Genomic DNA, 12,634 nt, shown 5'->3' on the forward strand with positions numbered 1-12,634 from the left:
CTTATCCGTTCGAAATCTCGATCAGCTTATCGAGCACGCCAAGCGCGCGGCCGCTATCGATCGCTTGCGCCGCCGCCGCAATGCCGTCGGCCAGCGTCGTCACCTTGCCGGCCACGACCAGCCCGGCGCCGGCATTCATCAGCACCGTATCGCGATAGGCGCCGGCGACGCCGCTGAGCATATCGCGCAGTTCCTTGGCATTGTAGGCCGCGTCGCCGCCGCGAAGCTCTTCCTTGGTGTGCCGCTTCAGTCCGACGGCTTCCGGTGTCAGGGTGAAGCTCCGGATCTCGCCGCCGGCAAGCTCGGCAACCTGGGTCTCGCCCGTCGTGGTGATCTCGTCATAGCCGTCGCCATGGACGACCCAGGCGTGGTCGGCGCCCAGTGCCTTCAACGTCTCGGCCACCGGCATGATCCACTCAGGCAGGAAGACGCCGACCATCTGGCGGCTGACGCCGGCAGGGTTCGACAGCGGCCCGAGCAGGTTGAAAATGGTGCGCGTGCCGAGCTCGACGCGGGTCGGCCCGACATGCTTCATCGCGGGATGATGCGCCGGCGCGAACATGAAGCCGACGCCGGCCTCGTGGATGCAGCGGCCGATCATTTCAGGCGAGATATCGATCTTGACGCCCAGCGCCGTCAGCACATCGGCGGAGCCGGTCAGCGAGGACAGGCCGCGATTGCCGTGCTTGGCGACCGGCACGCCGGCGGCGGCAATGACGAAGGCCGAAGCGGTCGAGATGTTGACCGAATGCGAATTGTCGCCGCCAGTGCCGACGATGTCGATGGCGTCTTGCGGCGCCTCCACCTTCAGCATCTTGGCGCGCATCGTGGCGACGGCGCCGGATATTTCGCCCACCGTCTCGCCGCGCACGCGCAGCGCCATCAGGAAGCCGCCGATCTGGCCGGGCGTCGCATCGCCCGACATGATGATGTCGAACGCCTCGCGCGCTTCGTCGAAGGAAAGCGCGGTGCCGGTGGCGACCTTGGCTATGTGTGTCTTCAGAGCGCTCATCGTGTCTGTGCTTGCGAAACGGCGTTCGGATCGATGCGAACGCCATATTGCGACTGCAACTGCGCCACCAACTGGTCGAGCAGGTCGTCGGACATGCCGGCGCCGAAGGATTTCTGCGCGTCGTCCGGGACCGCGCTGCCATCGGCGCCTGCCGGCTCGAAGACCTCGGCGACCTTGAACAGGATCTGGCCGTCGCCGGTGGGCGACGGGATCAAACCGGTGCCGCCTTCGCCGACGCCAAACATAGCCGCGGCGCCTTCCTTGCCGAAATCGGCATCGTCGGCTTCGCGCTTCAGGCCGCGCTTGGTCTGTTTGTCGAGCTTAAGCTCGCCGGCGATGACGTCGAGCGTGGTGCCGGCCTTGAGGCGTTTTTCCAGTTCCTGAGCCTTCGCGTCGAGCCGCTTGTCGGTCTCGGCCTCCGTCCAGTCGGCCGCGACCTTCTTGCGGACTTCGTCCAGCGTGCGGTCGCGCGCCGGCGTGATCGACTGCACTTCGTAGAAGACGAAGCCATTGTCAGCGGCGGTCAGGCCCTCGTTCTCGGTATTGGGCTCCGCCGCGAACACCGACTTGATCAGCTCGGCCGATTCCGGCAGGTCGTTGACGATGGTGCCGTCCGGCCGCTGGCCGGTACGGTCGATGGCGTCGATGGTGATGACCTTGAGCTTCAGCTTGTCGGCGGCCTGGGCAAGCGAGGCGCCTGAGGCGCGGGTGTCCTCATAGCTGTCATGCACGTCGAGCAGGATGCGGCTTGCTTCGCCGAGCGCCAGGTCCTTGCGGATCTGGTCCGACACTTCCGAAAGCGGCTTCACCACCTGCGGCTTGATCTCGGTGACGCGCAGGAGCACGGGACCGAAGGCGCCCTGGACGACGTGGCTCACCTCGTTTGCATTGAGCGAGAAAGCCGCATCGGCGACCGCCTTGTCGGCGATCTTGTCCTTGGCCAGCGTGCCGAGCACCGTGTCGGCCTGCGTCTTTCCTTCGGCGGTGACGAGCTTGTCGAAAGTGGCGCCTGCCTTCAGCGAATCGTAGGCCGCCTTGGCCGCATCCGGCGTCTTGAACACCAGCTGCTCGATGGTGCGCATCTCGGGCGTCGTGTAGCGCGCGATGTTCTTGTTGTAATCGTCCTTTACCTGCTGGTCGCTCACCGCGGACGGATCCATGATGTCCTGCGGCTCCAGCCGGACGTAGGAGAACTTGCGGTATTCCGGCGCGGCGTAGTTCTTCTTGTTGGCGTCGAAATAGGCGTTGAGGGCGCTGTCGGACGGCGCCTCGATCGGCTGCGCCAGCGTCTTCGGCAGCACGAGATAGTCGATGGTGCGATCCTCGCCGCGATAGAGCGAGACCGCCTTCAGGAAGGTCTGCGGAACCTTGAGTCCGTCGGAAATTGCCTCGACGATCTGCTGACGCACGGCCACCTGCGCACGGTTCTTGAGATAGTCTTCAGGCCGCATGCCCAGCTGACGCAAGAGATATTCGAAGGTCCGGCGATCGAACTGGCCGCTGGGCCCTTTGAAAGCCGGATCCTCACGCGTCAGTTCGGCCAGCCGGTCCTTGGAAAGGCCGAGCCCGAGCTTGCGCGCCTGCTCGTCGAGCACGGCGCCCGAAACGAGCTGCGCCAGCACCTGGTTGTCGACACCGAGCAGCTTGGCCTGTTCCTGGGTGACGCGCTGGCCATATTGCTGCGACAGAAGGCTGAGCTGGCGGTCATAAGCGAGGCGGTACTCGTTGATCGAGACCTCCGTGCCGCCGGCGGTGATCACCGCGTGATGGCCTCCCAGCACGCCGCCCACCATGCGCGTGGTGGCGCCCCAGGCGAGGAAACTAACCACCAGCAAGGACAGCAACGCCTTCGCGACCCAGGTGCCCGCCGCGCTTCTCAATATACCAAGCATGCATACTTCCGATTTTTGCGCATTTTCGCGTGCGCCGAGTTTGAAACAAGCGCAATAGCGCCCTTCCGGTCCACTGTCGATTGCTTTGTGACCTGATTTTGGTAGTGAGGGCGCTGCTTAATGTCGCTCGGAGAACGCGCCCCATGACCCCTGGAATCCGCCCGCTTGTCGCTGGCAACTGGAAAATGAATGGCACCAGCGCCTCGCTCAATGAGCTGCGGTCGATCGGCAACGGGTTCATGAGCGGACTCGACGCGGAGACCGAAGCGGTGGTGTGCGTGCCGGCGACCTTGCTCCAGCGCGCCGCCGAGATCCTGTCGCGCACGCCGGTGCGGGCCGGCGGAGAGGATTGCCATCCCAAGGAGAGCGGCGCCTTTACAGGCGAGATTTCGGCCGAGATGCTCAAAGATGCCGGCGCGAGCCACGTCATCGTCGGCCATTCCGAGCGCCGCGAGCTGTTCGGCGAAGACGATGCAATGGTCCATGCCAAGGCATCGGCGGCCTGGCGGGCAGGGCTGGTTGCCATCATCTGCATCGGCGAGACGCGCGCCGAGCGCGAGGCAGGCGCCACGCTCGATGTCCTGTCGCGCCAGCTTGACGGCTCCGTGCCGGCGAGCGCCACTCCCGCCAACACCATCATCGCCTACGAGCCGGTCTGGGCCATCGGCACCGGCCTGACCCCGACCGCCGCCGATGTCGCCGAGGCACATGCGCATATCCGGGGCAAGCTGACCGGGTTGCTCGGCGATGCCGCGGCCAGGATGCGCATTCTCTATGGCGGGTCGGTCAAGCCGTCCAACGCGGTGGAACTGCTCGGCGTCGAGAATGTCGATGGCGCGCTCGTTGGCGGCGCCAGCCTCAAGGCAGCGGACTTCCTAGCCATCGCGGAAGCTTACATGAACATGGCTTAGAGACCGTCTCCGCAGGCTGGCGCGGCCTAAATCGTTGTAATGGCCGCATTGCTTCCCATATTCCCGGCCACGGGCTTGGAAATGCCGCCAAAGCATTGTAAGGAGCCGCCTCCAAATCATCGGTCGTATGCGCGGTCGCGCAAGGCCTCGCCAGGATAAATTATGGAAACCGTACTGATCGTCGTCCACCTCATGGTCGTGCTCGCCCTAGTCGGCGTGGTGCTGCTGCAGCGCTCCGAAGGCGGCGGCCTGGGCATCGGCGGCGGTTCCGGTTTCATGACGGCGCGGGGTGCCGCCAACGCGCTGACCCGCGCCACCGCGATCCTGGCGGCGGCCTTCTTCGTGACGTCGCTGGCGCTGTCGATCATTGCCCGCTACGGCGAGAAGCCGATCGACATCCTCGATCGTCCGGCGACGTCGAGCCAGGGCAACGGCGTGCTCAACCAGCTGCCGGGCTCCAATGGGCCGGTGGGCACCTCCAAGCCAGCGGCTCCGGCCGGCGGCACGACGACCACCACGCCGCTTGCCAACGGCACCGCGCCGGCTCCGGCCACAACGCCTGCCCCGGCAGCACCGGCGACCGCGAATCCAACCACGCCGCCGGCGACCAACGGCGTCACCTTGCCGGTCACCCCGCAGGTTCCGAACCAGTAGCCGGTAAAGCACCGGGCCGCGATCTGTTGTTCTTTGAACACAGTCGGGGCAAATGCGCGTCCGATCACGAAGATTCAACCGGGCGTAGCGCCTGCCTCAGCTTGAGGCGATGACGGCTAATCGATTATAGATTGCGCGCGGCACTTTTCGGCGTCCTTGGGGGGCGCCGGGCGACGCCGTGGGCAACTTGCTTTTGAACGATCGGATCTTCGCCATGCAGCTTCGCAGCTTCATCCTTCTGGGAGTCTGTGCCGTCCTCGGCATGGGTTCCGCGGCCATCGCCGGACCGGCAAACATGGTCTCTTCACCGTCGGTAGAGAAGACCGACGCAATTCCCGTTGTCGCCGCCAAGAGCGACGCGTCGCAGCTGAAGCTTCTCAAGAAGAAGAAAACCCCTTCCTCGGACGATCTCGCGCAGATCAGCAAGCTCGAGGCCAGGATCGCCGCCGACAAGCAGGCGGCGCAGGATAAGGCGCTCGAGGCTCGCAAGTTGGCAATGCGCGAGGCTGCCAAGGCCAAGGCTGACGCGGCGCGCCAGGAATGGCTCGCGAAGAAGGGTACGGCCGCGCCGGCTGAAGTCGCCGATGCCAAGCCGGCCAAGAAGACCACCAAGATCATCGCGCCGCTGGAGCCGGTCGCGCCGGTCATCCCGGTCAATGCCGAGGAGACTATCCCGGCTGAGGCCATGAACATCGCCACCACCGGCAACGATGGTGAACTGCGCAGTGAGCAGCCCGGCCAAAAGCAGACGAGCAGCGGCGGCCTGTTCGACGGCCTCTTCGGCGGCGGCGCCCGGACGACTTCGATCAGCTACCTGCCCGAGACCCGCGCGCTCGATTCGGCGCTGGCCAAGAAGGACGCCAAGCGGCCTTTCAAGGTGAAGCCGGAATTCGTGCCGCAGGACGTTGCGTTCTCGGGTTATGAGCCGGGCACGATCGTCATCGATACCAGTGCTCGTCGCCTCTACCTCGTCGAGAGCTTTTCGACGGCGCGGCGCTATGCCATCGCGGTCGGTCGCGAAGGCCTGCAGTTCAAGGGCACCGTGGCTGTCGGCGACAAGCAGGAATGGCCGCGCTGGATCCCGACGCTCGACATGCAGAAGCGCGAGCCGAAGCATTACGGCCAGTACAAGGACGGCATGAACGGCGGTGGCCAGAACCCGCTCGGCGCACGTGCCATCTACCTCTATGACGGCAAGAAGGACACGCATCTGCGCATCCATGGCACGATTGCTCCCCAGTCGATCGGAACCAGCGCCTCCAACGGCTGCTTCCGCATGATCAACGAGCACGTCATGGACCTCTACAGCCGCGTCAGGATCGGCACCAAGGTTGTGATTATCTAACGACCTTCATCAAACTGCCGAAAGGGCCGGCATCGCCGGCCCTTTTGTTTTGAATCTTGTTTTGATGCATGTCGTTCCCCCAAACCGCTTTGTGCTTTTGGGCAACATGCTTCGCAAAGGCTCCTCTCGGGAGCACCGGCGCCATTTTTGGGAAAAAGCCTTCGCGGCGGTTTTTTCTCTGGCGGAATCAATCAGGCCGCGTTAAGCGATGACTCCCATGGCGCGATATGTATTCATCACAGGCGGCGTGGTTTCCTCACTCGGAAAAGGCATCGCCGCAGCAGCTCTTGGGGCTCTTCTGCAAGCGCGGGGCTATCGCGCGCGGATCAAAAAGCTCGATCCTTATCTCAATGTCGACCCCGGGACGATGTCGCCATACCAGCATGGCGAAGTGTTCGTGACCGATGATGGCGCCGAGACCGATCTCGATCTCGGCCATTACGAGCGCTTCACCGGGCGCTCGGCAAACCAGCAGGACAACATCACCACCGGCCGCATCTACAAGAACATCATCGAGCGCGAGCGGCGCGGCGACTATCTCGGCGCGACCGTGCAGGTGATCCCGCACGTCACCGACGAGATCAAGCATTTCGTGCTGGACGGCAATGACGACTACGACTTCGTGCTGTGCGAGATCGGCGGCACGGTCGGCGACATCGAGGCGATGCCGTTCCTGGAAGCGATCCGTCAGCTCGGCAACGACCTGCCCCGCAACAACGCGGTCTATGTGCATCTGACGCTGATGCCCTACATCCCGACGGCCGGCGAATTGAAGACAAAACCGACGCAGCATTCGGTCAAGGAACTGCGCGGCATCGGGATCGCGCCCGACATCCTTCTGGTGCGCGCCGACCGGCCGATCCCGAAGGAAGAGCGCCGGAAACTCTCGCTGTTCTGCAACGTGCGCGAAAGCGCCGTCATCCAGGCGCTGGACGTGCCGCATATCTACGACGTGCCTTTGGCCTATCACCAGGAAGGCCTCGATTCGGAGGTGCTGGCGGCCTTCGGCATCGACCCGGCGCCGAAACCGCGCATGGAGCCGTGGCAAAAGCTCTCCAACCACATCCACAATCCGGAAGGCGAGGTGACCATCGCCATCGTCGGCAAATACACCGGCCTCAAGGACGCCTACAAATCGCTGATCGAGGCGCTGTCGCATGGCGGCCTCGCCAATCGCGTCAAGGTCAAGCTCGACTGGATCGAAAGCGAGATCTTCGAGAAGGAAGATCCCGCGCCGTGGCTGGAGAAGGTGCATGGCATCCTCGTTCCCGGCGGTTTTGGCGAGCGTGGCTCCGAAGGCAAGATCCTAGCGGCAAAGTTCGCGCGCGAGCGCAAGGTGCCTTATTTCGGCATCTGCTTCGGCATGCAGATGGCCTGCATCGAGGCGGCCCGCTCGCTGGCTGGTGTCGACCATGCTTCGTCGACCGAGTTCGGCCCGACCGACGAGCCGGTCGTCGGCCTGATGACCGAGTGGCTGAAGGGCAATATGCTCGAGAAGCGTAGGGTCACCGGCGATCTTGGCGGCACCATGCGGCTCGGCGCCTACCAGGCCGAGCTCGCCAAGGGCTCGAAAATAGCTGATATCTACGGCGACACGCAGATTTCCGAGCGCCACCGGCACCGCTACGAAGTCAACATCGACTACAAGCAGCGGCTCGAGGATTGCGGTCTGGTGTTTGCCGGCATGTCGCCCGACGGCGTGCTGCCGGAGACGGTCGAATATCCTGATCATCCCTGGTTCATCGGGGTGCAGTATCACCCCGAGCTGAAGAGCCGTCCGCTCGACCCGCATCCGCTGTTCGCGAGCTTTATTTCGGCCGCCGTGGATCAGTCCCGCCTCGTTTGATGCAAACCTATGTCGCGCTGCTCTACAGCATCATCCTGAGCGAGGGGCGGCGCGTGGTCATGGCCGACCTGAAGGCCATGGCTGAAAGCCTCGGGCTGAAAAACGTCCGCACGCTGGTCGCGACCGGCAATGTGGTGTTCGAAGCTCGGGCGGGCGAAATCCCGAAGCTCGAGCAGCGGCTGGAAAAAGCCTTCGAAAAGACCTTCGGCCGGCATGTCGACATCATCGTGCGCGGCGCCGAGGACTGGCTGAAGCTTGCCGCCGGCAATCCATTCCCGGTTGAATCGGCGGAAGCTGCCGATCAGGTCGCGGTGCGCGTGATGCGCGAGAGTGTGCCTGAGGAAGCTGCAGCCAGTCTTGCCGCCTACGCCGCCAAAGATGAAAAAGTGCTTTTGGTCGACGGCGATATCTGGCTCGTCTTTTCGCGCGAACGGCCGAGCTCGCGGTTGCTTGCCGCTTCCAATCACAAGCGCATGGGCGTCGGCACGTCGCGCAACTGGAACACGGTGCGCAGGCTAGCGGAGATGGTAGGCAGTAGGCAGTAGGCAGTAGGCAGTAGGCAGTAGGCAGTAGGCAGTAGGCAGTAGGCAGTAGGTGGCATTCTCTATTGCCTAATTCCTACTGCCTACTGCCTTGTTTCAAGCCTTCGCCATCTTTGCCCCGGCACCGAGCGCCATGGTGCGCAGCACGTAGTAGACGGCGCCAGCGATCGCCACGCCGAAGAACCAGCCATAGACACCCCACCAGGACGGCAGCCAGTTGGTGAAGTTCGGCAGGATCGAGGAGAAGATGGCGCCGATGCCGGCGGCGATGAAGGCGTTGACGTGCCAGCCGCTCTGGAAGCGGAATTCGCCGTCCTCGCGATAGAGCGCCTCGACGTCGACCTCGCTTTTGCGGATCAGGTAATAGTCGACCATCATGACGCCGAAGATCGGGCCCATCGTCGCGCCGATGATGTTGACGAAGGAGGCGGCGCTGCCTTCCCATGGCGCGAAGGGATAAAGCACCAGGGCGATCAGCGCCGCGATATAGCCGCCCTTCTTGAAGTCGATCTGGCGCGGGAAGACGTTGGAGAAGTCGAAGGCCGGCGAGACGAAATTCGCCACGACATTGATGCCCAGGGTCGCAACCGCGAAGGTCAACGCGGCGAGAGCGGCCAGGAACCAGCTGTCGAACTTGGCCGAGATCTGGTCGGGGTGGAGCAGCACCTCGTGGTAGACGTCATAGGCGGCAATCGTGGTGACGCCGGCGACGAGCGAGAACAGGATGAGGTTGACCGGCAGGCCCCAGATGTTTCCCTTGCGCAATGACGCCTGGTCGGGCGCGTAGCGGGCGAAGTCGCAGAAATTGAGATAGAGCGCCGAGAAATAGGTCACCCAGATCGCCGCCACCGCGAACAATGACGTCCAGGAGCCCGGCGTTCCCGGCACGCCTGCATCCTTGGTCTTTTCAAGAAGCACGTCCATCGGGATGTCGCTGGTGAAGGCGAACGTCCCCGACTTCACGCAGAGATATATGGCCAGAAGCAGCATCATCACCCACACAGCGGGGCCGGCCCAGTCCTGGAAGCGGCGCACGGTTTCCATGCCCTTCTGGATGATCAGCAGTTGCAGCGCCCAGATGATGACGAAGCAGATCACCTCCAGGGTCGAATGTCCCAGAAGATGCGAGCTCTTGTTGAACTCGTCGAACCATGGCAGGCGCGTCAGCAGGGCCACGATGGCGCCTGACGCCGCGGCCGTCTGGGCGCCGTACCAGAAGCAGGCGACGATGGCGCGCACCAGCGCCGGGACGTTGGCGCCCCAGATGCCGAAGGAGGCGCGGGCAAGCACGGGGTAGGGCACGCCGGTCTTCACGCCGGCATAGCCGACCATGTTCATCAGCGCGTAGATGATCAGCGAGCCGATGCCGATGGCGATGATGAAATTGACGAAACCGCCGCAGAACAAAAACAGGCTTGCCGCCAGGTAGTAGCCCCAGAGGCTGTGGACGTCCGATGTCCAGACGTTGAAGATCGAAAACGGTCCCCAGTTCCTGACCGTTGCGGGAGCCAGATCCTCATTGTAGAGGTCAGGCGATGCGCCTTGAATGGTCATTGCAAGTGTTCCCCTTTTTGCAAAACGCGCCCTCACGCGTTTGACCGGGGAGGTTAAGCCTGACCCAGGGGAACCGGCAAGCAACCCATTTGCCGGCTTTCGCCTTAAAGATATTCAATGAGAATCGCCGTTATCGCCGATCCGAGGCTCATCGATTTTGAGTCGCTGTGTTGCTCTTTCCCGCATAGCGGGCGCTGGTTGGTCGATTCCAAAACTTTTCCGACAGCAACCAAATTTGTTTGGAACCGATCCGCGAGACGTGCGTTTAATGAAGTTCGGCTGCTCTGCGGCCGACCGGGAGGATAATCATGGATCGCTTGCATTTCTTTACCCCAGTGCGAATTGCGCGTGGGCAGGGATACCCTGTGGAGGAAGTCGATAGCGTCTCCGAGGCGATGGTGTTCCTGCGGAAGTGGCCAACGGGAAGACGCGGCCCGGTGTATCAATGCGCCCTGAATTGCTGCGCGGCGGCTATGTCGGGCAAGATGTCGGCCGAGGAAGCGCGGAAAGCCTTTGTCGGCTTTGCCCGTATCACCCGACTGCTCGACGACGACATGGCGCTGCCGCTGGGCGGCGCGTCGACGGATAATGTCTACGCCTTGAGGCGGTAGGGCAGCCGGTATTCGCAAGATCGACAACGCCGCGCCTGACTGGCGCGGCGGGTATTCTGTTGTTCTGCACCGGTCCTGACAGGGCCGGGATGTCTCCCAGCGCTTTGTCTGTTCCGTGCAGTTCCTGGGCACCCGGTAGGAAATCGCCGCGAAATCGCTTATGTGAGCGCGATGCCCATCAACAGCACCGGGGCAGTCGCCTGAGCATTCTGTTCAGCACACCCGACCCGCGATACAGTCCGAAACAAAGGGCACACTGGTGGGCGATATGAGCCAAGACACCGATTCGGGACCCATTGCCGTCGATATGACGGCCACGAACCGACTGCCGGCGCGGCGTCCGGAGTTGATGCGGGTCGTAACGCGCTGAACGCATGCAGGCTCTTCTCCGCTCCACGATGTGATGGGCATAAGATGACAGTCGCGCCCGGTGGTCAGACCCAGAATGTCTGCAATGCGCGTCATGTCAGCTGTAGAACCGAGTCCTGCCCGCCACTGAAAGCAGACACTAGGAGAAGCGTGCGGTCAGAATGCGCCGCCTCGTTGTCACCGCTCATGAAGGAAGTTCATCCCGCCATTTGATGGCTTCCATCTCGACGCGGACCGCGTCCTGAACATCAATGACCTGATGGACGTCGAATTGGAACGCCGGGAAGGTCGAACACATTTTGTGGACTATCAACGGGTCATCTGCCTCGATCAGCATGCTACCACCCCATTCGCCCACCCGCGCCACGAAGGCATGCACGTTGACTTCGCTGGGTATCTCCCAGTGCTGGAAGATTTTCAGGATGCGCTTTTGGACGTTCTCGTATTCAACCGCCGATCCCTGTGGCCTCTCGCTCCAATTTACGAGGTATTTCATAATCTCCTCCTCTCTCTAGTGTTGGTGTGTTAGCTTCTGTTTGGAACGCATGTTTGCAGCTTGTGCCGGACATACCTTCTCAGCTCGGCACAAGCCTTGCCAGCAGCGACACCAGTTCGGACTGTCGATGAGTTCCGGTTTTCGCAAAAACCGCTTTCAATTGGTTGCGCGCTGTCTGGTACGAGATCTGGCATTTGGCGGCTGCAGCCTCCAGCGTGTCGCCGCTTGAAAGCATGGCTGCCAGCCTCGCTTCCGCCGATGTCAGCGAGAAGGACGTCTGAAGGTGAATCTCCGGCGGCTGTCGCTTCGCGTCTGGATCCACCAGGATTACGACCGCTTGGCATGGAGCGAGCGAATTGTACGTGACGTTCGCCACGCGGAGGGGGTAGGCAATCAGCGGGCGCCCTCGCGCCCTTGGCAACGATGCAGGAGGCATTGATGAGGCGAGATGGGGACTCCGCAAGAGCACATGGAGCGCCGCGTTCAGGGCGTTCGTCGCATCTTTGTCGATCGAGGCCAAATGGCGGCCGTTGGTCACGAGGTCGCGGGCCTGCAGGGACTCCGCAGCGCCGTTCATGCGCAGCACAGTCCCGTCGTTGCCAATCATGACGGCGGCCGTGCCGCTCGCGCTGAAAGCGTCCAGTGCCGCGTCCGCGCGCGCAAGGCCGAGCATCGTGGCAAGCGCAGCAACAGATCCGATACGATCAGACAGGACCTTCAGGCCTTGAAGTTCCTCTCGAGAGAACGGCCCTTGCGCGATGGATCTCTGCAAGGACAGAGACCAGAAGGCGTCGCCGGCCGCGATCTTGACGAGGGCGCACCACCGCAGCCCGCACGGGGCGAGGAATTCCTGGAAATACGGATGCCTGGCGACATCGTCCGACGTCATAAGATCCTCGTCCGTCGCCACTCCGCGGGAACGCAGAAACGGGACCAGACGGAAGCGCTCGTCGCGTTCAAGCCATCCGTCCTTGACGTAAACCTCAAAAGACCGAGCAACCGAGCGGGTGCGCGGCAGGATCGGCAGATGACGATCTACATCGAACAGCAGCGCGCCGAAGCTTCCGGTGGCCTGTGCGACCCGTTCCATCGCCTCGTCCCAGCGCGTCGGATCGACAGCCGCCTCGACCAGGCTGGCTTCGATCGCCGCAAAATCGAAAGCTGCAGACATCACCACTCCCGGCCACGGGCCTCGTGCATGGCGCCACTTAAGAATGCGCTAATATTTTGGGCTCCGCCTCCTCCATTCAGTTGAGAAATCGGCGAGTTTTTTCTGCCCATAGCCCATTTGGGTCATGAGCATTCCCCCTGAAGCGCTATCCTCTCAGGCACAGGTTTGGAGCGGTGCGCCTTGGGAGAGGCTGTGATGCACGCTGTGGCCGTCACCGGTCATAGACCCAGT

Annotated in this window: 11 protein-coding genes; 6 read left to right on the forward strand and 5 right to left on the reverse strand. The window is 62.8% G+C overall.

Annotated features, from left to right (window positions below; translation table 11 throughout):
* Position 1 precedes the first annotated feature (1 nt).
* Positions 2-1,012 (reverse strand): anthranilate phosphoribosyltransferase, encoded by a 1,011-nt coding sequence (gene trpD / locus RFM52_RS14495; RefSeq protein ID WP_320295681.1) that lies wholly within the window; start codon positions 1,010-1,012, stop codon positions 2-4.
* The gene (locus RFM52_RS14500) at positions 1,009-2,904 is read right to left on the reverse strand and encodes a peptidylprolyl isomerase (RefSeq protein WP_320295680.1); all 1,896 of its coding nucleotides are present in this window, start codon (positions 2,902-2,904) and stop codon (positions 1,009-1,011) included. Before RFM52_RS14500 ends, trpD begins: the two co-directional genes overlap by 4 nt.
* Before the next feature lie 143 nt (positions 2,905-3,047).
* Between RFM52_RS14500 and tpiA the strand changes: the two genes are divergently transcribed.
* The 5 genes from tpiA (at position 3,048) to RFM52_RS14525 (ending at position 8,205) form a co-directional block, all read left to right on the forward strand.
* Positions 3,048-3,815: a triose-phosphate isomerase gene (gene tpiA / locus RFM52_RS14505; protein ID WP_320295679.1), complete on the forward strand. Its 768-nt coding sequence runs from the start codon at positions 3,048-3,050 to the stop codon at positions 3,813-3,815.
* A gap of 162 nt (positions 3,816-3,977) precedes the next feature.
* Positions 3,978-4,469, forward strand: a complete 492-nt coding sequence (secG, locus tag RFM52_RS14510; protein WP_320295678.1) for a preprotein translocase subunit SecG — start codon at positions 3,978-3,980, stop codon at positions 4,467-4,469.
* A gap of 214 nt (positions 4,470-4,683) precedes the next feature.
* Positions 4,684-5,814 (forward strand): L,D-transpeptidase, encoded by a 1,131-nt coding sequence (locus RFM52_RS14515; protein WP_320295677.1) that lies wholly within the window; start codon positions 4,684-4,686, stop codon positions 5,812-5,814.
* Positions 5,815-6,022: 208 nt separating this feature from the next.
* Entirely contained in the window at positions 6,023-7,660 is a 1,638-nt protein-coding gene (gene pyrG / locus RFM52_RS14520) for a CTP synthase (RefSeq protein WP_140642644.1), read from the forward strand.
* Positions 7,660-8,205: a DUF1697 domain-containing protein gene (locus tag RFM52_RS14525; protein ID WP_320295676.1), complete on the forward strand. Its 546-nt coding sequence runs from the start codon at positions 7,660-7,662 to the stop codon at positions 8,203-8,205. Before pyrG ends, RFM52_RS14525 begins: the two co-directional genes overlap by 1 nt.
* Before the next feature lie 93 nt (positions 8,206-8,298).
* On the opposite strand, the gene RFM52_RS14530 is transcribed toward RFM52_RS14525, so the two are convergent.
* Entirely contained in the window at positions 8,299-9,756 is a 1,458-nt protein-coding gene (locus tag RFM52_RS14530) for an NCS1 family nucleobase:cation symporter-1 (protein ID WP_320295675.1), read from the reverse strand.
* Positions 9,757-10,064: 308 nt separating this feature from the next.
* Between RFM52_RS14530 and RFM52_RS14535 the strand changes: the two genes are divergently transcribed.
* The gene (locus tag RFM52_RS14535) at positions 10,065-10,367 is read left to right on the forward strand and encodes a DUF982 domain-containing protein (RefSeq protein WP_320295674.1); all 303 of its coding nucleotides are present in this window, start codon (positions 10,065-10,067) and stop codon (positions 10,365-10,367) included.
* Positions 10,368-10,920: 553 nt separating this feature from the next.
* On the opposite strand, the gene RFM52_RS14540 is transcribed toward RFM52_RS14535, so the two are convergent.
* Both RFM52_RS14540 and RFM52_RS14545 read right to left on the reverse strand, forming a co-directional pair.
* Positions 10,921-11,232, reverse strand: a complete 312-nt coding sequence (locus tag RFM52_RS14540; protein WP_320295673.1) for a DUF3303 domain-containing protein — start codon at positions 11,230-11,232, stop codon at positions 10,921-10,923.
* A gap of 79 nt (positions 11,233-11,311) precedes the next feature.
* Positions 11,312-12,403: a helix-turn-helix transcriptional regulator gene (locus tag RFM52_RS14545; protein WP_320295672.1), complete on the reverse strand. Its 1,092-nt coding sequence runs from the start codon at positions 12,401-12,403 to the stop codon at positions 11,312-11,314.
* Positions 12,404-12,634 lie beyond the last annotated feature (231 nt).

The sequence above is a fragment of the Mesorhizobium humile genome, assembly GCF_033977215.1.
In the GTDB taxonomy this organism is placed as follows: Bacteria; Pseudomonadota; Alphaproteobacteria; order Rhizobiales; family Rhizobiaceae; genus Mesorhizobium; species Mesorhizobium humile.

Bases quoted from the DNA above. Each gene is read 5' to 3' on its own strand.
- secG (WP_320295678.1), top strand. From the start codon at position 3,978: ATGGAAACCGTACTGATCGTCGTCCACCTCATGGTCGTGCTCGCCCTA.
- RFM52_RS14500 (WP_320295680.1), bottom strand. From the start codon at position 2,904: ATGCTTGGTATATTGAGAAGCGCGGCGGGCACCTGGGTCGCGAAGGCG.
- RFM52_RS14515 (WP_320295677.1), top strand. From the start codon at position 4,684: ATGCAGCTTCGCAGCTTCATCCTTCTGGGAGTCTGTGCCGTCCTCGGC.
- RFM52_RS14525 (WP_320295676.1), top strand. From the start codon at position 7,660: ATGCAAACCTATGTCGCGCTGCTCTACAGCATCATCCTGAGCGAGGGG.
- RFM52_RS14535 (WP_320295674.1), top strand. From the start codon at position 10,065: ATGGATCGCTTGCATTTCTTTACCCCAGTGCGAATTGCGCGTGGGCAG.
- tpiA (WP_320295679.1), top strand. From the start codon at position 3,048: ATGACCCCTGGAATCCGCCCGCTTGTCGCTGGCAACTGGAAAATGAAT.
- RFM52_RS14545 (WP_320295672.1), bottom strand. From the start codon at position 12,403: ATGTCTGCAGCTTTCGATTTTGCGGCGATCGAAGCCAGCCTGGTCGAG.
- trpD (WP_320295681.1), bottom strand. From the start codon at position 1,012: ATGAGCGCTCTGAAGACACACATAGCCAAGGTCGCCACCGGCACCGCG.
- RFM52_RS14540 (WP_320295673.1), bottom strand. From the start codon at position 11,232: ATGAAATACCTCGTAAATTGGAGCGAGAGGCCACAGGGATCGGCGGTT.
- pyrG (WP_140642644.1), top strand. From the start codon at position 6,023: ATGACTCCCATGGCGCGATATGTATTCATCACAGGCGGCGTGGTTTCC.
- RFM52_RS14530 (WP_320295675.1), bottom strand. From the start codon at position 9,756: ATGACCATTCAAGGCGCATCGCCTGACCTCTACAATGAGGATCTGGCT.